Annotated in this window: 20 protein-coding genes; 11 read left to right on the top strand and 9 right to left on the bottom strand. The window is 49.2% G+C overall.

Annotation, left to right across the window (positions count from 1 at the left end):
* From MHI45_RS02345 to MHI45_RS02315, 7 genes are all read left to right on the top strand, one after another.
* Positions 1-1320, top strand: a complete 1320-nt coding sequence (locus tag MHI45_RS02345) for an ATP-binding protein (RefSeq protein WP_076111126.1) — start codon at positions 1-3, stop codon at positions 1318-1320.
* A complete protein-coding gene (locus MHI45_RS02340; protein ID WP_076111125.1) occupies positions 1317-3515 on the top strand; it encodes a DEAD/DEAH box helicase in 2199 nt (732 codons plus the stop codon). The genes MHI45_RS02345 and MHI45_RS02340 overlap by 4 nt, the downstream gene beginning before the upstream one ends.
* A 264-nt stretch (positions 3516-3779) precedes the next feature.
* Positions 3780-5150, top strand: a complete 1371-nt coding sequence (locus tag MHI45_RS02335) for an extracellular solute-binding protein (RefSeq protein WP_076111124.1) — start codon at positions 3780-3782, stop codon at positions 5148-5150.
* A gap of 116 nt (positions 5151-5266) precedes the next feature.
* Positions 5267-6157: a carbohydrate ABC transporter permease gene (locus MHI45_RS02330; RefSeq protein ID WP_038592609.1), complete on the top strand. Its 891-nt coding sequence runs from the start codon at positions 5267-5269 to the stop codon at positions 6155-6157.
* Positions 6158-6174: 17 nt separating this feature from the next.
* A complete protein-coding gene (locus tag MHI45_RS02325; protein ID WP_076111123.1) occupies positions 6175-6999 on the top strand; it encodes a carbohydrate ABC transporter permease in 825 nt (274 codons plus the stop codon).
* A 77-nt stretch (positions 7000-7076) separates the two neighbouring features.
* Positions 7077-8843, top strand: a complete 1767-nt coding sequence (locus tag MHI45_RS02320; RefSeq protein WP_038592604.1) for a cache domain-containing sensor histidine kinase — start codon at positions 7077-7079, stop codon at positions 8841-8843.
* The gene (locus MHI45_RS02315) at positions 8840-10048 is read left to right on the top strand and encodes a response regulator (RefSeq protein ID WP_076111122.1); all 1209 of its coding nucleotides are present in this window, start codon (positions 8840-8842) and stop codon (positions 10046-10048) included. Before MHI45_RS02320 ends, MHI45_RS02315 begins: the two co-directional genes overlap by 4 nt.
* Before the next feature lie 86 nt (positions 10049-10134).
* Here MHI45_RS02315 and MHI45_RS02310 read toward each other — a convergent pair whose 3' ends face one another.
* From MHI45_RS02310 to MHI45_RS02290, 5 genes are all read right to left on the bottom strand, one after another.
* Entirely contained in the window at positions 10135-10479 is a 345-nt protein-coding gene (locus tag MHI45_RS02310; RefSeq protein WP_076111121.1) for a DUF4190 domain-containing protein, read from the bottom strand.
* Between the two features lie 87 nt (positions 10480-10566).
* The gene (locus MHI45_RS02305; RefSeq protein ID WP_076111120.1) at positions 10567-11352 is read right to left on the bottom strand and encodes a GNAT family N-acetyltransferase; all 786 of its coding nucleotides are present in this window, start codon (positions 11350-11352) and stop codon (positions 10567-10569) included.
* Between the two features lie 18 nt (positions 11353-11370).
* Entirely contained in the window at positions 11371-12633 is a 1263-nt protein-coding gene (locus tag MHI45_RS02300) for an MFS transporter (RefSeq protein WP_256718119.1), read from the bottom strand.
* A 55-nt stretch (positions 12634-12688) separates the two neighbouring features.
* Complete coding sequence (locus MHI45_RS02295) at positions 12689-13624, bottom strand: LacI family DNA-binding transcriptional regulator (RefSeq protein WP_076111119.1); 936 nt, start codon at positions 13622-13624, stop codon at positions 12689-12691.
* Positions 13625-13784: 160 nt separating this feature from the next.
* Positions 13785-13955 (bottom strand): hypothetical protein, encoded by a 171-nt coding sequence (locus MHI45_RS02290; protein WP_179091754.1) that lies wholly within the window; start codon positions 13953-13955, stop codon positions 13785-13787.
* A 167-nt stretch (positions 13956-14122) separates the two neighbouring features.
* Between MHI45_RS02290 and MHI45_RS02285 the strand changes: the two genes are divergently transcribed.
* Positions 14123-14650, top strand: a complete 528-nt coding sequence (locus MHI45_RS02285; RefSeq protein WP_144024335.1) for a GrpB family protein — start codon at positions 14123-14125, stop codon at positions 14648-14650.
* An 87-nt stretch (positions 14651-14737) separates the two neighbouring features.
* Here MHI45_RS02285 and MHI45_RS02280 read toward each other — a convergent pair whose 3' ends face one another.
* On the bottom strand, positions 14738-15868 hold the full coding sequence (locus MHI45_RS02280; RefSeq protein ID WP_076111118.1) for a C45 family autoproteolytic acyltransferase/hydolase: 1131 nt from the start codon (positions 15866-15868) through the stop codon (positions 14738-14740).
* A gap of 312 nt (positions 15869-16180) precedes the next feature.
* On the bottom strand, positions 16181-16372 hold the full coding sequence (locus MHI45_RS02275; RefSeq protein ID WP_076111117.1) for a hypothetical protein: 192 nt from the start codon (positions 16370-16372) through the stop codon (positions 16181-16183).
* A gap of 233 nt (positions 16373-16605) precedes the next feature.
* Here MHI45_RS02275 and MHI45_RS02270 point away from each other — a divergent pair, with 233 nt between their 5' ends.
* Positions 16606-17004, top strand: a complete 399-nt coding sequence (locus MHI45_RS02270) for a hypothetical protein (RefSeq protein ID WP_144024334.1) — start codon at positions 16606-16608, stop codon at positions 17002-17004.
* Between the two features lie 188 nt (positions 17005-17192).
* A complete protein-coding gene (locus MHI45_RS02265; protein WP_076111115.1) occupies positions 17193-17516 on the top strand; it encodes a YolD-like family protein in 324 nt (107 codons plus the stop codon).
* Between the two features lie 78 nt (positions 17517-17594).
* Here MHI45_RS02265 and MHI45_RS02260 read toward each other — a convergent pair whose 3' ends face one another.
* Positions 17595-17816: a hypothetical protein gene (locus MHI45_RS02260; protein WP_076111114.1), complete on the bottom strand. Its 222-nt coding sequence runs from the start codon at positions 17814-17816 to the stop codon at positions 17595-17597.
* 368 nt (positions 17817-18184) lie between these two features.
* On the opposite strand from MHI45_RS02260, the gene MHI45_RS02255 reads away from it, so the two are divergent.
* Positions 18185-18442, top strand: a complete 258-nt coding sequence (locus MHI45_RS02255) for a hypothetical protein (protein WP_076111113.1) — start codon at positions 18185-18187, stop codon at positions 18440-18442.
* 113 nt (positions 18443-18555) lie between these two features.
* Here MHI45_RS02255 and MHI45_RS02250 read toward each other — a convergent pair whose 3' ends face one another.
* Positions 18556-19416 (bottom strand): AraC family transcriptional regulator, encoded by an 861-nt coding sequence (locus MHI45_RS02250; protein WP_083675671.1) that lies wholly within the window; start codon positions 19414-19416, stop codon positions 18556-18558.
* Positions 19417-19676 lie beyond the last annotated feature (260 nt).

The following is a 19676-nucleotide window of genomic DNA, read 5'->3' as shown; positions in this document are numbered from 1 at the left end:
ATGAATGAACTGAAAATACCGAAACGGATGACAACCGCACTCGTAAACTCGCTCACGGCGGGTGTAGTGCCGCGAATCGGACTGGAACATATTGCTGTCGGCCGGCGGCCGGAGGTGGAAGCCATCCTCAGGGATATGGACAATATTGCTGAGGGCGGAGCGGCTTTCAAGCTGATTACCGGTAAATTCGGCAGCGGCAAAAGCTTTCTGCTGCAAATTATCCGCAACTACGCCATGGACCGGGACTTTGTGGTAGCGGATGCCGATCTTTCGCCGGAACGGCGGCTGGTAGGAACGAAGGGACAAGGCCTGGCAACCTACCGGGAGCTGATGAGCCACCTCTCGACCCGGACCCGTCCAGACGGTGGAGCACTCGAAATCATGCTGCAGAAGTGGATTATGACGCTTCAGCAGGCGGTGATGCAGGAGAAGGGGTGTGGACCTGACTCCCTGCAGCTTGGCGAAGAGGTGGAGCAGCGAATTTATACAGTAGCCTCTGAGATGCGCGGTCTTGTGCATGGCTTTGACTTTGCCAAGGTGCTGGCTGCTTACTGGAACGGTCATAAGCTTGCCGATGATGAGCTGAAGCAAGATGCGCTGCGCTGGCTCCGCGGTGAATTCGCCACCCGCACCGAAGCGCGCAAAGCACTTGGCGTAGGCGTCATAATTGATGATGACAACTGGTACGATTATATGAAGCTATGGGCGGAATTCACAGGGGCTATCGGCTATAAAGGTCTGCTGCTCTTTATAGATGAGGGAGTTAACCTCTACAAGATTACCAACAGCATCTCCCGCCAGAGCAACTACGAGAAGCTGCTGACAATGTTCAACGATACGATGCAGGGCAAAGCGGAACGGCTGGGCATCTTTATTGGAGGTACCCCGCAGTTCGTTGAAGACGGGCGGCGCGGATTGTTCAGCTACGAGGCTTTGCGTTCACGGCTGGTGGCGGGCCGCTACGGTTCAGCCGAGCTGAATAATTTCACCGGACCGATTATTGCGCTGGACATGCTGTCCCATGAGGAAATTCTGGTGCTGCTACAGAAGCTGCGGGATATCCACGCTCTGCATTACGGCTATGATGCGAGACTTACCCAAGAGCAGCTGGTGCATTTCATGGAAGAAGCCGTGGGCAGACTGGGTGCTGATGAACTGCTGACCCCGCGCGAGGTCGTGCGTGATTTCATGGATCTGCTACACACTCTTCACCAGCATCCGGAGATTTCCTTCGAGAAGCTGGTGGGCGAGCGCACCGTAAAACCGGCGGAGACTGAGCAAAACGAACTGGACGGATTTCTTGCGGAGTTTGACCTATGAGCGACAATCCGTTCTACAGGCTGGCTCCTTTCATCAAGGAGTTTATTTACAAGAACCGGTGGGAGACGCTTCGCGAGGCCCAGGTAGATGCTTGCCGCGTGTTGTTTGATACCCCGCATCACCTGCTGATTGCCTCCGGTACGGCCTCAGGCAAGACGGAGGCAGCATTCTTTCCCGCATTAACTGAGCTCTATGAGCGCCCGTCCGATTCGGTGGGGATTCTCTATATTGCGCCGCTCAAAGCGCTGATCAATGATCAATTCACACGGTTAAATGATTTGCTGCGGGAAGGCAATATCCCGGTCTGGCATTGGCATGGCGATGTGCCGCAAGCGGATAAGACGAAGCTGATGCAGAATCCTTCCGGAGTGCTGCAGATTACCCCTGAATCGCTGGAGGGGCTGCTCATGAACCGCCCGAATGCGATCCCCTCCTTGTTCCATGATCTGCGCTTCATTATTGTTGATGAAGTGCATGCCTTTATGGGGGCGGACCGCGGCATCCAGGTGCTCAGCCAATTGGCCCGGATCTCGCGGATGGCTGGCTGCCATCCCCGGCGGATCGGGCTTTCGGCCACACTGAGCGATTATGCTTCCGTGACCGAGTGGCTGGCCGCCGGTACGCGGGAGAGCGTGGAGGTATCCGCTCCGCAAGGGGGGCGCAAGCTCCGGCTGAGTGTGGAGCATTTCTCCTTCCCGGATGCGCGGGATGAGGTGCAGGCTGAACACCTGGAGCGGGCCCGCCAGGCCTATTACGGGTTCATTTACGATCATACGCATCTGAAGAAGGCGTTGATCTTCACCAACAGCCGTACGGACGCCGAGGAGGCGATTCTGGAGATGCGGCGCATGGCAGCCAAACGCGGCGAGCGGGATGTGTTCCATGTGCATCATGGAAGCATCTCCGCGATGCTGCGCGAAGAGACGGAAGCCGCGCTCCGGCAAGGTCCCGGCGCGGCGGTAGCCGCAGCTACGCTTACCCTGGAGCTGGGGATAGATCTTGGCGAGCTGGAGCGGGTGCTGCAGCTCGGCGCACCATACAGCTGCGCCAGCTTCGTCCAGCGGCTGGGACGCTCCGGCAGACGCGGTGACTCCGCTTCGGAGATGATCTTCGTCACCCCGGAGGAAGAGGACGAGGAGGCGCAGCTGCCCGCGCGGATGCCCTGGACGCTGCTGCGGGCGATTGCGGTCATTGAGCTGTATGTGCGGGAGAAATGGGTAGAGCCGCTGAATGTGCGCCAGCTGCCGGTTGGGCTCCTGTACCATCAGACGATGAGCATTCTTAAGAGCATGGGGGAAGCCGAGCCGGAGGATTTGAAGGCAGCTGTTCTGAGCCTGCCTTCCTTCCGGGGAATTGACCCGGCAGATTACGATACCTTCATGGAGTACATGGTAGGTATGGGCCATATTGAGACACTGGAGGAAGGCGGACTGCTGATCGGGCTGGCCGGTGAGAAGATCGTCAACAATTTCCGTTTTCTTGCTGTATTCAAAGACGATGAGGAGCATGTCGTCTACAATGGCACCGAGGAAATTGGCTCCATTACTACCGTACCCCCACCGGGCTACTGCTTTACGCTGGCGGGCAAGCTGTGGAAGGTGGAGGAGGTAGACAACCGCCATAAGGCCGTCTATGTCAAAGGCTCGCGTGGTAAGGTTGATACCCTCTGGCTTGGTGCTGGCGGTGATGTGCATACCCGGATCATGGCCAAAATCCGTGAGGTATTGGGAGCGACGGTGCTGTATCCGTATCTGGCGCCAAGCGCAGCGGCCCGGTTGGAACGGGCCCGCCGCCTGGCTAAGGAGAGCGGTCTGCTCACGCGCTCGGTCCTGCCGGCAGGCGGCGATTCCATGTTCATTCTGCCGTGGGCGGGAAGCCGGCAGTTCCGGACTTTGGAACGGCTGCTGAAGAATAACCTGAAGGGCCGGCTGGGACTTCGTTCCATCACGCCAATGGAGCCTTATTATATGGTAGTCGCCGGCAGTGTGGATGCGGATACGCTGGAGGAAGAGATCATGGCTGAAACAACCGCTGCGACGGACCCGCTTTCCTTGCTCAGCAAGGATGAAGCGCCATATCTCGGAAAGTATGATGAATTCATCCCCCATGACCTGCTGCGCAAAGCCTTTTCACTGGATGGGCTGGATGTGCCAGGGCTGCTGAATGTGATTAAGCAATGGCGGCTGGAGAACTAGGCGTCAACTACAATCTGTAATACGGAAACACTATGAAATCTAAACTTCATAGCCTTAATGATGCGGCAGCAGCCACGGATGAGCATATCCCTGGCTGCTGCTATTTTTCTTAAGGGCAAGCAAATATCGGAAAGAGATATCGCAATATGCTTGCTTTATTTTATATATAGAAAAAACAAACCTTTATTCTGCAGTTCCCACCTTGTTGGAAGCGCTTAATCGAAAGATAATGAACATATCACGAAGACAGGGGGCAACAAACAAATGGTCAACAGAAAAATGCAAAAGACATTCTCCATCGGTCTGACTGCAGCTATGGCATTAACCTTGGCGGCATGCGGCAACTCCAACAACAACAGTAACAATAACAGCGGGGGGGACAACGCAGCTCCGAAGAGCACCAACAGCGCTGCGGAAGCTACCAAAGACAGCGGCAAAAAAGTAACGATTACTTTTCAGAACATCTATCCTGACCCTGCAACACCCGCCTACAAAATGATCCGCGAATTGGTGGGGGAATATGAAAAAGAAAATCCAAACATTCATATTGAACTGGATACTTTGAACACTGACCAGCAAAAAGTAAAGCTCAAAACACAAGCGGCCTCCAAAGAAGTGCCAGACATCACCATCGTTAACCCTGCTGCACAAATGAAGCCGTTTGTAGATGCCGGACTATTCGCTCCACTGAACGACATGCTGGAGCAGAACGGATTGAAGGATACGTATCAAACCGGACTGCTCGATTACTATAGCTTCAATAATAATGTGTACGCACTGCCTGACGGCAACAATATCGAGGTTGTGTACTACAATAAGGAGCTGTTTGAGCAAGCCGGCATTGCGAACCCGCCAACCACATTCGAAGAAATGCTTAAGGATGTAAAGATCCTCAAAGAGAAAGGCATCACACCCCTTGCGATCGGTGAAAAGGACTCCTGGACAGGCTCATTCCTGTTCATGAACATTCTGCTCCGTACCAACGGTGGCCCGGGTTTCCTGCAAGAGGTGCTTGACGGCAAGAAAACGTTCGAAGATCCAGCATTCGTAGAAGCAGTAGACGCCTTCCAGCAGCTGGTCCAAGCCGGCGCATTCCCTGATGGTGCAACATCCATTGATGCCAATGCAGGCGGCAATATCTTCAAAACCGGTAAAGCGGCAATGTGGTCTATCGGTTCATGGGAAACCGGAGCCATTGATGCTTCATCTGTAGCCGGCAAAGTAGGAGCTTTCCAATTCCCTACAGTTAACGGCAAGGGCGACCCTAACGAATTCATGCTTGCACCAGGCAGTGCATTTGCTATTTCTGCGAACAGCGAGCATTTGCAGGAAACCAAGGATTTCCTCAACTTCTTCGCATCCAACTATCCTAAGAAGCAATTTGAACTGAAAAATGCCGTAGGTCTGGGACAAAAAGTGGATGGCGATTTGAAAGCTGCCGGTTACTCCGATCTTGCGATTAACATTGCAGGCCTGTTCAATGAAGTCAAAGGCGGCGACCTGGCGTTTGACAATACGATGAATCCGGCAACGGCGCAAGTTCACTTGAGCAGCATTCAAAACCTGTTTGTACAAAAAGTGGATTCCGCCGCAGTGGGCAAGGAACATCAAACCGCATTCGAAGCAAATAAATAAGAAGCAATAGAAACATTCCCATTATCTATCGATGCGAAGCGAGCTTACCAGAGCTTCTTCGCATCGATCTATGATGGACATAGAAAAAGAATCTGCTTGTTTAGGAGGCGGGAAAGATGAAAGTACTAAAGGTGCCAGGACGAACAATAGCCGTCTTCGTATTGCCAGGTCTGCTCTTGTATGTGTGCCTTGTGTTTGTTCCCATACTGGTTTCATTGTATACAGGCTTATTGAAGTGGGACGGTCTCACTTCTGCAGAGTTTATCGGTTTCGGCAATTTCAAAGATATGTTTTTTAATGATCCTGTCTTTTGGCCATCAGTAAGAAGAACACTGCTGTATGCGGTGGCTTCCATGCTGGAAATTCCACTGTGCCTGTTTATGGCTATTCTACTTAACCGTTATTTGAAAAGAGCTAATACTCTGGTTTCGATCTATTTCACACCGGTTATCCTCTCCGTCGTCATTATCGGCCAATTGTGGAAAACGGTCTACAATCCGGCTTCCGCAGGAGGGATGCTGAACGGGGTTCTGATCTCCCTGGGACTGGACAGCTGGACACATAACTGGCTCACTGAACCTAAGATTGCCATGTTCGCACTCTATTTCGTATCGCTTTGGCAGTTCTTCGGCTACCATCTGCTGATTCAGTATACCGGGGTGTCCAATATTCCGGATGAGCTTTATGAAGCGGCTAAAATTGACGGAGCAGATGGATTTAAGGCGGACCGCTACATCACCCTGCCGCTGATCGTTCCGATCTTTAAAATATCAATTGTACTGGCGTTTATTGGTTCACTGCAGGCCTTCGATCTGGTCATGGTCATGACAGCGGGGGGCCCGGCACATGCTACCGATGTAATCTCTACCCATATGTATAACAGTTCCTTTATGTCCTTCAAGTATGGATACGGCAGTGCGATTGCCACCTTCCTGGTTGTGGTCTGTCTGGTCTTTACCGGATTCATCAATACCGTATTCAATAAAATCGAGCGGAAATTCAATTAGAAAAGGAGTGCGCGATCATGCGAAAATTCAAAAAAGGAATCGTGTATCTTCTTTTCGCTATTCCTGTAGTGACCCAGCTGTATCCCTTGTTATGGCTGTTGCTGTATTCCCTGAAGACCAACGAAGAAATTATGGATGGCAGCTTCTTTTCCCTCCCTAAATCGTTTCAATGGCATAACTACAGCGAAGCCTATACTTCAGGAAGTTATCTGAAATACTTATCCAACAGTGTGTTTGTTACGGCTGTTACGATGATTTTCGTCATTGTGCTGGCCTCCATGGTTGCCTATGCGATTTCACGGTTCCGCTGGAAATATGGAAACATTGTAATGATGGTCTTTCTGATGGGAATGATGATCCCTATGCAGGCGACTCTGCTGCCGCTGATGATCATTTTCAAAAATATGCATATCCTGAACACACATTTATCACTGATTCTGCCTTACATTGCATTCTCCACACCAATTGCCGTATTTATCCTCTCCGGGTTCATGAGAGACATTCCGCATGAAATTGAGGAATCTGCATTTATCGATGGAGCCAGTGTATACCGCATCTTCCGCAGCATTATTCTTCCGGTTTCGATTCCGCCGGTAATGACGGTGTGTATCCTGACCTTCATCAACATTTGGAACGAATATATTCTGGCGGCAACCTTTATTTCTTCCGAGAAACTGAAGACCTTGCCATTCGGGGTCTACACTTTTGTCAGCCAGTATTCAGTCAACTATGGAAATATCGGCGCATTCCTCGTCATGGGCGCGCTGCCGGTCATCCTGATCTACTTCTTCCTGTCCAACCGGATTACAAAAGGCATGGTGGCAGGAGCCGTTAAGGGTTAATGGGCGTTGCAATTAAATTTGCATTGGATTTATAATAGGGAACGGCAGACACAGGATGTTGAAAGGAGGAGAGTCCTATGCGAAATGGCTTTCATTCCATCCACCATCGGTTGTTTCTGCTGTTTCTTTTTTGCATGTCCAGTATTCTGCTGATTGTCAGCCTGCTGTACTATAACCGGACTACTGTTCAGCTGCATGAAAAGATCAGTGATCTGTCGCAGAAGAACGTTGCTCAAACGGCCGGGCTATTTACCCTGCTCTATAAGGGGTATGATTCCCTATCCAAATCACTCAGCAATAACTTTGAGATGGTTCGCCTGCTCAATGAAACAACCGATGAACCGGCAGTGGCTTTTATCAATGAACAGACCATCACGAATATCATTGGCTCGATTTTTTATTCGCGGGATGATCTGGTAGGCATCCATGTCATCATGGACAAAGGCAAAATTTATAATTACGGCAACTACATGAACGTGGTAGATCCGGAGTATCACACCGAGGACTGGTACCATGAACTTAAGGCTTCTACGGGGAAAATGGTCTGGCTCGGCGTGTACGAACATTCGCTCATTGATGAGGTCGAGGACAGTCCTGTATTCGCTTTCGGGCGGCAAATTTATGATCTCAATGAACACAAACCGATAGGCATCGTTCTGTACGAAACGAACCCGCAGCCTGTTCTTGATGCGCTGGATAATCTGAAGCTGGGAGCGCACAGCCAGGTTTATCTGATGTCTCAGGATGGGCGTTTTGTATCCTCGGCTACGGACCCGTCACCAGTCGTGGAGAACTTGCCGTCCCTGCAGGGGGATAAGGATGTCATTGTGCAGCAGGAAAGCGACCGCTTAATAGTGGCCTCCAAGCTGTCTTTCTCCGGCTGGTGGGTAATGAGTATCACGCCGGACGAAGATCTCAATGTGGAATTGAACGAAATGAAGCGATACCTGCTGATTGTAATTTCCATTTTGATTTTCGTATCCACCCTGATTGCTTCCATTGTGTCGCAGACCATATCCTCACCGCTCAAGAAAGTGATCCGGGAGATGAAGCAGGTGGAAATCGGAAACTTCCGGGGCGTGGTTAATGTGTCTTCCTATCAGGAAATCAATATTCTCGTCGCTTCTTTCAACCGGATGGTCCGGCGGATTGAGGAATTGATCGAACGGGTCAAGCTCTCTTCCGTCAGTGAGAAGAACGCCGAGCTGCATGCGCTGCAGTCCCAGGTGAACCCGCATTTTCTCTACAACACCCTGGATATGATTTACTGGATGCTTGATGAGGAAGGGAATGAGCAGCTGGGCGAGCTTGTACTCTCGTTATCATCCATGTTCCGTTACAGCAGCCAGTGGGAAGACGGCGCGGAAGTTACCCTTGAGGAAGAGATGGAGCAGATCGGCCATTATCTAAAGATCATTTCCATCCGTCTTGAAGGCAGGCTGCATATTGTCGCCGAAGTCGATGAGCGCTGGCTGAACATCCGCGTTCCGAAGATGACGGTGCAGCCGGTGATCGAGAATGCTGTCAAGCATGGATTGGAATCGCTCAACCGTCAGGGCATCCTGAAGGTATACACCCGTGAAGAAGGGAATGTTCTGAAATTATTCGTTGAAGATAACGGTAATGGCATGAATGCGGAACAGCTGGAGCGGCTGCAGGATTCGCTAAACGGCGACAGTCCGAAAGAAGGCGGCAAAGGCGGCATCGGCTTGCAGAATCTCCACCGCAGGCTGCAGTATATGTTCGGGGATGGTTACGGTCTGCAGATTCAAAGTTTACCCGGAGAAGGGACACAGGTTGCCATCATGCTTCCGATTAGAGTGGAGGGAGACACATACAAGTGAACATTCTCATAGCCGATGATGAACGGGTTATCCGCGAAGGCATCAAACGCACGATTAAGCATCTGTACCCGGAGTATCAGGTTTTTGTGGCTACAAGGGCCGAGGAAGCCGTCAAGGTGCTGGAAGAACAGCGTATCCACATCGTGTTGACTGACATCCTAATGCCGGGTATGAATGGCCTTGAGTTTATGAAAATTTCCAAACGCAGATATCCCTATGTGAAATGGATCGTGATCTCCGCTCATAGTGAGTTCTCCTACGCACAGGAGGCGATCCGTCTTGGAGCGAGGGATTATCTGCTCAAGCCGATCGGCAAAAACAAGCTGGAGGAGATCATCAATAATCTGACGCTGGAGATCCAGAAGGACAACGACATTTCACGGCAGGGGGAAAGGCTGAAGGCAAGCCTCAGATTTCTGCGTGAAGGTGTATTCCAGCGGCTCGCCTCTGGCCTTGATATCGGCAATTTGGATATTGGTCCGTTCATCGAAGATTATCACAACTTTTACTTGGTGATGGTACAGCTGGACCCGGGGGAAAAAAGCGCGCGCCTGGAGCATTTTATCGTGGAGAATGTACTTTCCGAGCTGATCGAGCTGCATGGGAACGGTTTTGTCGTTAATTTCGACCGGCAGAGTTTACTCGGCCTGGTTACCTTGAGGGAGAACGAGCGGATTGAACCGTTTCAGGAGGAGCTCCGTGCCCATCTCAACCATTATCTGAAGATGCCTTTTCAAATCCTGCATTCCGGCTTGAGTTACGATTTCAATACCGTGCCGCAGGTCGTGAAACGGATGAGGGAAGCATCCGCTTCACAAGCGTTTGAGGCGGAACCGCTGAAGGGAAGCGGAGAGAAGGCCATTGACGTCGCACTGCATTTTATCAGGGAGCATTACAACGAGGATCTATCGCTGGAGAAGATGGCCTCTGTCGTGTTCCTGAACCCGGCGTACTTCAGCCAGTTGTTCAAGCAAAAGACAGGGCAGGGGTACAAAGAATACGTCACCTCACTGCGGCTGGAGCAAGCAAAGCTGCTGCTGTTGAACCCCAAGCTGAAGCTGGCTGAAATCGCAGAACGTGTGGGGTATCAGGACATGCGCCATTTCACTCAGATGTTCCGCAAAAAGTTCCAACTGACTCCGACTGAATACCGCCAGCAGCAGAACATCAACATTCTTCTGACCAAAGGCAGCCCGCCGCAATAAAAAAGGAAGCTGACGCCGATTATCGAAACCGGTTCAGCTTCCTTTTTTGTCCATTTACTCGAAAATCCTGCATTTCTTATAGCCTATCAGATGTTGCTGGTGCCGTAAAAAGTGTTAACCGTGTCCATTTCATTGAAAGCAAAAATAAACAATATAAAAAGCAGAATAAGTATGGTGTAAATAATCGTCCCGACAATCCCGCAGACGAGACCGGCGATGGCAAGACCTCTACCCTCTTCATAACGGGTACGAATCTCTTTCAGGGAAATCGCGGAAAGTATAATCGCAATAATCCCGAACACCAGCCCGATATAAGGTGCCACAATGGACAGAATCCCAAGCACCAATGAGGCAATGGATTTGCCGTTTGTCTGTGCCGGCGGGCGTGGCGGCGTATAATACTCCTGATGCCCAAACGGTTGATAGCTCATGAACGAACTCCTTCATATAACAAATTGTTATTGCTGCTCCTTGCATTATATAACAATTTCCAGAATATTACGGTGAGAGATTTTTGATCATTTCGGCTGCTCTATATAATTTAGCCAATGCTCCAGCTTCACCGCTAGCGTGAGGCCTACGGATTCGGCCAGACGAATGGAGGCGATATTAGTATCCTCCACCTGGTATCTTGGAATATAACCTCTCTGCAGCGTATGGAATACCGCAGTGCGGACGACCCGCTGTGCAAGTCCGCTTCTTCTGCCGGCTTCGGCCGTACGCACGGCCCCGATTTCCCAGATTTGTTCCTCGTTGCGGAAGACGAGGCAGGTGCTGAGTGGCGCGTCTCCCCGGAATATGGAAATGGAAAAAGCGCCGTCTGCAAAATAATGCTCAATTTCTTCCTTGCTGTAATCATTCGCCCGCCATAATGGAAGCAGCCGGTCATCCATCTGTTCGTTCAGCACGGCTTCGGCGTCCGGAGCGAAACGTTGTCCTGCTGTAGAACTATAGGAATAAAAGCATCGTACTTTGTGCAGCGGAAATTGACCGGCAATTGAAATCCGTGTCTGCTCCTGAATTTTGAATACCAGATTGATTTCTCCGGGTAATCGCTTTAGCAGCTCGGGCAGCACCTCAGGGCTGCTGTAATCCATCAGCACTATTTTCTCGGCATTTGGGTATATCCTTTGATCAAAGGAATAAGCGTCCGCAGGCAGAAGCAACAGAATGCCCCAGTGTTCCTGCTGGTGGACCAGATAGCTGTCAATAACTTGATGATAAGCGGTCATCATCTTTAACGGGGTTACATTTTTCAGCGGATTCTCACGCAAATACTTCATAATCAATTCAGTCTGGCCCAATGAACTTCACTCCTGTTCTTATTTATATTCACGAATTACTTTAAGTCCGACTGCAGCTCCGGTGCCAAACAGAAAAAGGATAAGACCGGCAGCAAGCATCGTTCCAGAGGCTCCAAAATGGTCGGCGGACGCAGAAAAGACAGCAAGTCCCAACGGGGGCCCCACACTCATTAAGGACCCCAGTACACCGAACATCCGCCCTTGCAGGTCCTCAGGAACCTCGAGTCTCAGGATGATATTAATCAGTAAAGTGCTGAACGAGAAGGTGAAGCCGATTAGCAGAATGAGCGGGATGGCCAGCATCATTGAGGTAGTAACCGACAGCAGGGCGTACAGCGGACCCAACAGCAGGAGACTGACAGCGACCAGCAGACCACGGTGCCTGATCCTGTTCCCGGCAGTCAATATCAAGCCCGATCCAAGCATGTACCCGAGCGGGATGCAGCTCTCCATCAGACCGAACTGAAACGGACTTGCCTTCCATACCTGCACGGCCATGACTTGTGTCAGCATGAGGCAGGAGAGGAAAAATAGTGTGAGTACGGGAAGCAGTAAGGTAACAGCTCTAGCAAATGGATTACTCCAAATATAACGGAAACCGCTGAAAATATCTTGCTTGAACGTTTTTTTTGATCCACGTACGGCTTTAACACCAGTGAATGAGCCTGAGGCTAGCACCAGCACGAAGGCCAACAGAAAGGTCATCCCATCTACAAAGATTGCCCAAGCGCCACCGAAGGCAGCGACAAAGATTCCGCCGAGAGCGTAACCAACAGTACGGGAGATGTTCTCTGACAAGGTCATCCAGCCTGCTGCCTGCTGGATATGCTCTTTGCCGACGACAGTCAGCAGGGAAGCCTGGAAGGCAGGAGACTGAAATTGTCCGGCAGAGGTTACAATTCCGGTAAGACAAACAATCAGGACGAAGGAGAGATTAGGGCTGGTAAGGGCGTAAGCGATTCCCAGTACGGTGATGCTCTGTACCAGATAGGCACATACAATCAGCGTTCTGCGGTTGACGCGATCGGCGAGTGTACCCGCTATGCTGCCTAGCATTGAACAGATGACAAGGTTGCTGACAGTCATGATGCTCATCATTTTAGCACTGCCAGTCTCTTGCAGTACCCATAGACTAAGAGCGAGACTGTGAAAGGCATTTCCCAGTATCGTAAGCGTACTGGCTGTGAACAACAGCAGGAAAACTTTGTTTTTGCGTAAAACCGGATAGTTCACTTGGGGCACAGGTGGGGCATTCACCATCTCAGCGCTGGGAATATTCATCAATAAAACCTCCTCGTAATTACTTAACTTAAACGTTTAAGTTATTATAGAGAATTTATTGGAGAACTTCAACCAAAAATTGATTGCTGCCTGTCAGGCTGGTATCGTACTGTTCGCGGAAAACAGATGTCATTAATTCATAGGCGGTCAGTGCTCTATCGTTCTGAAACTGTATGATTGTCGTGCTGTCCAGCAGGATTTCCGGTACCCCGCAGGTGCAAATCGCTGTAACAGAAGAGGCCAAGGCAGTTTTTTCAACAGCTTTTGCCAAAAATTCATTGATGACGATGACGTGCTTATCCCGGTTAAGGGCCAAAAAGCTCATGAGTTCACTTTGTGCCTCTTGCGAATTGTTAACGATATGAATATGTTCCTGCGGCAAGGCGGATTCAGCAATGACCCACTCCGATAACGCCTTGTTATAATAGCTCTCCATGACCAGACAGGAGGGAGCTGCGGAGGAGGATACAGCGGCCTGCAGCGCTTGCGGATAGTTATAATTAACCTGATTAAATAGACGGTCATCAATGATGCTGTCGATCAGAATCAGCGGCACGCCTTCCACAAAATTGGCGGATATCCGGTAGAACATCTCATCCATAACATCCAGCACAAAGACAGCATCCAGTTTACGTTCACGGATTACATCCATCGCAGGGTTATGGGGATTCAAACGGACAAGCAGTGTATGATAGCCGGCTTCTGTTAGCATCGCTTCCAGACTTTCCACCAGCGACATGTAATTTTGGCGTTTCCAATAGGGCAATGCAGATGTCCGGTTAATCAGAATGCCGACCAGTCCGGTCCGCTGTTTGACCAGGGAACGCGCTGCGAGATTGGGGACATAGTTCAGTTCCCGGGCAATTTGCAATATACTCTGCCGGGTCGGGTCAGGGATCGTCTGGTTCTTGACATTGTTCAGCACATAGCTGACCGTGGCTACTGAAACGTTTGCCTGGCGGGCAATATCCTTCATTGTCGCTTTTTTCATCGGGCATTCTCCTTAACAAGGCTTAGAAGAAAAGCCTATCATTCAGCCACGGGACAAGTCAACTGAATGGAAAACTAAATTATTTACTTGGAGACAAGAATAGGCTGCTCCCCGTCATTCAGCGACGGGGAGCAGCCTGTTTGCTGTACAATTTTACAGCTTAAGTTTCATTTTTGGTGACGCCATTCAAACTGGGAACATAATCTTCAGCCTTATTGGCGTTCAACATCTGGGGTTCTTCAGTAAGATGTGCATGGTTTTGCTGGTTGTTTTTCTTATCTGCTTTATTATTTGCACGGTCGTGTTTGGGATCGGCACTATTTTTGGGCATGATTTCACCTCCATCTGTTAACAGATAGTATGAGAAACTGGTTTGCATTTTATCCCAGCCATCTGAAATCGGGGGCGTGCAGCCACTTTGGAGTGTGTACCGGATCATTTACAAAGAGCGAAGGCTTAGAGTAAGCTGACTTTAAAATAACTAACCCAGCAAAGAAGGTGACGGACATCGCTGTAAGGCCTGTTCCTATTGAAGTGGTTCCTTATAATCCCGCCTGGAAAGCCGAATTCAGCAGAATCAAAGAGCGGATGCTTGAGATCCTCGGAGATCTTGTCATTGCTGTCGAGCATGTGGGCAGCACCTCTATTGAAGGTTTGGCGGCCAAGCCGATTATAGACCTGGATGTTGTGATGGAGAGCTATGAGGCACTGCCTGATATTATCGAGAGGTTCCGGGAATTCGGTTATGTGCATCTTGGAAATCTCGGGATCGAGGGCAGAGAGGTATTCGAGTGCGAGAAGGATGACGGTTTGATGCATTATCATCTTTATGTATGTCCTAAGGACGGTAAAGGTTATCTGGAGCATATCGCTTTCCGGGACTATCTGCGGAGTCATCCCGCTGCGGTTCAGGCGTACGAGGAAGTAAAGCTGGCCCTGGCAGAACAATACCGCAATGACAGAGAAGCCTATACGGAGGGCAAGACAGCTTTTGTGCATTCCATCCTAAACAAAGCCATGCAGTGAGCGGAGAAAAGAGCATGAATAGAGCGGCAACCGGACCCTGAATGAACAGGTCAGCCGGTTGCCGCTCTTTTTCAACATGAAAGGTTCTTAAAGTATATTGCTCCAAAACTGTGCGTCGGACTGTTCGTTAGGCAAAGTAGCGGTATATTCGTTTATGCCCGGCGGATCACTGAACCCAAAGCTTCTCCAAGGGTTACTCATGGGTGAACCGAAGCATATATGCGCCTCCCGTAAGGCATTGTCACAAACGATTGACCATAACGTCCCGAAGCCTTCATCGTAGTGATGGCAGCAGACGCCTTCCGGCAGGTGCTGACCTGCCAGTTGTTTCATTGCATCCAGCGGATTGTAGTCCGTTCCTGTGTTCCAGAGAGTCGAGTACATCGCCTCTTGCCTCGCTTGCGAGTTATGCATCAGCTGTAGGTTATGTTGCTGCATGGCTGGCAGCGTATAGTGATTGGTGGAAACGATAAGCTGGGGAAGACTTACCGCGCTGGCATCATAAACCTCAATTTCCTTATGGGCTCCAGCTGCTTCGATCAATGCCATTGAACCGTGCCTGTCGGACACCAGAAAGTTCCGGTAATCGGAGATCGGCATGCTGCGCAGCAGGGTAACAGCTTCTTTGGTTGTTGTGCAGCCATCGAGCAGGGCCCGAACCACTCCCGGGAACACAAAGCCCTCACCTGTCATTTCTGGCCGGATTCTGCCGGAGGTCGTGGTCACGCTGAGACCTTCGTCATTCATGCCGTCATACCGGCCGAAGAGCTGAAGTGAAAATCCGATGTGGGCAGGCTTGCCCGTCACACGGGTGGTGCTCAGCAAAAGCTGATTATAGGGAGCATCCTCCCAGCCAAAATCATACGTCCGCATGTGATATGTACGGCTTTTGTCTGTAGGACCGGTTCGCAAGGCTGCCTGGCTGCAATGGCCGGCTGACTGGAAATAAGAGAAGTAAAAGACAACCGCTTCTTCCCGGATACCGGTTTCATCGGCGAAACCTTTGATTTCCTGATTGACCCCGGGACAATATTTCTCGAACATATTCATTGCCTTATCAGCGGCAGCCGGATGGAGCGGCGGACTGCCCATAAACGGCGAGGACATAAAGGACATAAAAGCAGTGTCGTGTTTATAAAATGCCCCTAGTGCGCGCCCGACTTCATAATGTGTTCCTTCCGTAACAATATGCTGGTAAATGGATGATTTGAGGTCCATATGAAGCTCCTTCTACGTTTACTCTCTGCGCAGAGTAGCTCTATTATAAAACTGTTACCGCTACGGCGGCAAAGCCGTGACAATACTGAATCGAACGCTGTGATTCCAAGGTGAAGTTATTTCCCGGCCTTTATGTGCTATATGCTTGGCTACAGTTGAATTTTCTTGTATTCATGGCATTTTGATGGTAAATTATAGATATAAGTTTGGGATTCAAATTTAGCTGAAATTGTATGAAATGCGTACATTAATCAACCCGCCAGTCCGTATGTTGGCGGGTTGATTTTTTTGAAAAAATCCAGGCTGGTTTGTCTATGTTCTGCTGTGAACAAAACGTTTTATGGTCCAAAAAGGTACCGTATGGATACCATTATTTGTTGAAATGCTTAAGGAATCCGAAGGATGATCAATTTCACAAAGGCCGGTAAAAGTTTCACCGCTCACAAGATGAACACGCTGCTTCATACTTTGCTCCAAGGCCGACTGGATTTCTATTTTTCTCATTCATTTCACTTCCTTTGAAACTGTGGCATTATGATCTCTACTTATCATTAAACAGGATTAGAACAATTTAACAGACTTATTGGTTACAATATTGTATTATTATTATATACATTGGCTTGAAACGGGGTTATTCTTTAAGTAACTGTTTACAGTGAATCTAGACCCAAGCACCCTCCAGGTTAGGACGGCAGGTTGATTTTCTCAGAAATATGGAGTTGGAGAGGTGAATGGTTGTGGATACAAGGAAAGTTATCAAAGGAATTTATCAGGAGATCCTTGAACGGATCGAATTGCTGTTATTGAACTCAAGTCTTGAGTATGTGGAGCACTCTTCTGAAGTAATAGAGGGGGGCGTGTATGCTTGGGGACAAGTTGACGTATTGAAAGATGCGTACCGGATGGCTTTGATTGAAGAATATTTAATTCTTGTTACCCGAATGCGCTTGGATTTGGAAGAGAAAGACAGCAAAGCTCTGGCCAGTTTTGACCATAGCTGCAATATTGTATTAACGTATTTAAAGCAGGAAACGTTTGTGTACGAGAATACGACAGACGATGTATTGAAGACGATTGAAAAAGAATTGGCTATTCAGTACTTCCTAATGAACATGCCGGTGGAGAATTTGAAGTAATTGTCCCCATAACCTGGTCGTCGCGGTGAATCGGGCATATCTTTATTGGTGAAATATTCAATCTAATAGCGTTTAGCTCTCAGTCCGCCAGTGTTCAACTGGCGGATTTTTCCGTTGCTTTAAATTCTCATAGATGGTTATAATACAAACAAGTGTTCTTATTTGTGGGGCTGAGGAGGTCAGACAACATGAAGAAATTTGACAGCATATTTGACTGCAGCCGGATGATGACTCCGGAGCACAAACGCCGAATCATCCAGGATGAAGAAAAACAGTGTCTGCGAAGCAAACCCGTGCTCGATGCTCAGGAATGGGAGCTGATAGATCAAGTACTTGCTTATTCCAAGCGTTATAACGAACAGATCACAATTACGCTGTTCGATCCAGAACAAGACCATAAGATCAGGGGCGTTGTCATGTCGGTGGACCTGCAACTGAGACAGGTCAAATTACAGATTGAGTATGAATATGATTGGATTAAGATTGACGATGTTATTCAAGCGACTACATAAATAAGGGTCCCAATCCTGGGACCCTTTCTTTAAAATTTATATGTTCATGTCATAAAAGATTTTGCATTCTGCTTGTTACTACAATGTTGATGCGTATGGTTTGAACTCGTCCGGTATAGCCGTTACCCCTATTATAGCCTCGACAGCTTTCCAGGCCGCTTCAAAACTTGTTCCGCTGTAGCTTGTTCTATCCCGCGCGGGGCCAGACAATGACATGTCAAACACTATAAATTCTCCGGACTCTTCAATGAGTCTGAAGCTTACGGCGCGGTCTTTTGATTGCATTCGAATCTCCTTCAATTTGACAACCTCCTTAATCATTTCTGCACTAGTATAAAGTCTACACAGCAGTATACCGCATCACCCCAATTGCATCAATTAACTAATACGCTGCAAGGAGCAACATTGACGGGAAGGTATTGAAACACTACAATTAGCACGAGTAGTCTTTGGAATAATTTAGGGTTTCATTTCTTCCATCGGATAAATAAGAAACCCATTAGGCGGGCTAACAGGAGGTGAAGCAAACAATGAAAAGGTCGGTTAACCTGTTTAAAGTTTTGCTTGTGATGATCATTGTCTACTTGCTGGTTAGTCTTGTCGCAGGTGTAATCGGGATGAATTTCAACAAACTATAATGAGTCTGTTCTGCAGATAGGAGGAAGTCAATGAAAGGCGAACATTTAAAATATTTAGGCGGCGGTATAATTGTTCTTGGACTGATTGCTTCGATTCCTGTAGCCATGAACATGGGCACATTATCTGCCGGTATCTATCTGTTCATCTGGTCCTGCCTGATTGGTGTGTTTTTTATCGGTTTCGGGGAGCTGCTGTATTCGGTGCAACGGATTGAGCTTAAGATCGCCGGAGAACGTCCTCACTATGATCCATTGACAGGACAATATGTTGACAAGGACAGGAAATAAAGCTGCGCTTAGACGGGCCTTTTAGATTAAAGGTACGCAAGAACATATATAGTGACTAATAGGTTTAAAACAACCCTGCCGGTGAACTCCGTCAGGGTTGTTCAGCATTACCCCTAGCCTTCCCGGAGAACGGCGCGATACTCGCTCGGCGGCATGCCGGTGTATTTGCGGAACTGCTTGGAGAAGTAGAGGGCATCGTTGAATCCGACGGATGAGGCCACCTGATCAATGGTGAGTGTTCCCCCCAATAGTTCCCTGGCTTTGTCCATCCGCATCTTCAGCAGATACTGCTTGGGAGACAAACCGGTCTTCTGTTTGAATGCCTTGGACAGATGCACCCGGTGATAGCCCAACGTCGCCGCCATGTGGTCGATGCTGATCTGCTGGTGGAACTGCAGCGAGATCCAACGGATCGCCTGGTCGATCTGGCGGTCAATGACCTCGGGCATTTCTTTGGGACGGGCTGGAAGGACACTGAGGTTGGCCAGCCCGAACTGGTGGAGCAGCAGCCGGGTCCAGCCGGAGGCCTCCAGGCTTTCCAGCCGGGGATAGGGGGATTGCTGGAAGGCCAAGCGAATATGTTCGTATAGGCTGTGCAGCTCGCTGGGGTTCCCGGAATGCAGCAACGGACGTTCCTTGGTAATCCCGGCATCGGAGAGCAGTGCCGTAACAGCTTCACCCTGTAAGGCTACCCATACGTAGTGCCAGGGGCTGTCCTTGTCAGCCTGGTAACTGAATAGGGACCCCGGATAAATAACAAACGTGTCTCCGGTCCGGCAGTGCCGCGAGACATTCCCGCTTTGAAAGAAGCCCTCACCATCCAGCACGGTATGGATCAAAAAGTAATCATGCACGGAGGGGCCGATCTTGTGTCCGGGTACGGGTCTGCCTTCACCACTGAATAATACGGCTATGTCCTGCTCTTCTGGTACGAGATTAAAGCTGGCAGTGAAGTACGAATGTTCGAGATTCATTGAAGGGCCTCCCATACATGAATGACTGAGTCATATTGATATTGTATTTAATCTCAGGCTACTACATCATGATTCCAAATGCAACAAAGATCCATATCTCACTTGTATTTCTCCATACTCATTTCCGGCATTCTATTTTATAGTGAATATAGCAAAAAACAGCGGATAATGACTGTCGTTACTGCAATCATCTGCCCTATTCATCCTTGCTTAAACTCCTTATTTGCTTAAGGCAGGCATTCTTACCGCGACCAACGGGA

The organism is Paenibacillus sp. FSL H3-0321 (assembly GCF_038002865.1).
Classification (GTDB): domain Bacteria; phylum Bacillota; class Bacilli; order Paenibacillales; family Paenibacillaceae; genus Paenibacillus_AQ.
The sequence above is the reverse complement of the archived record's forward strand: the minus strand, read 5'-3'. Positions and strand labels throughout refer to the sequence as shown.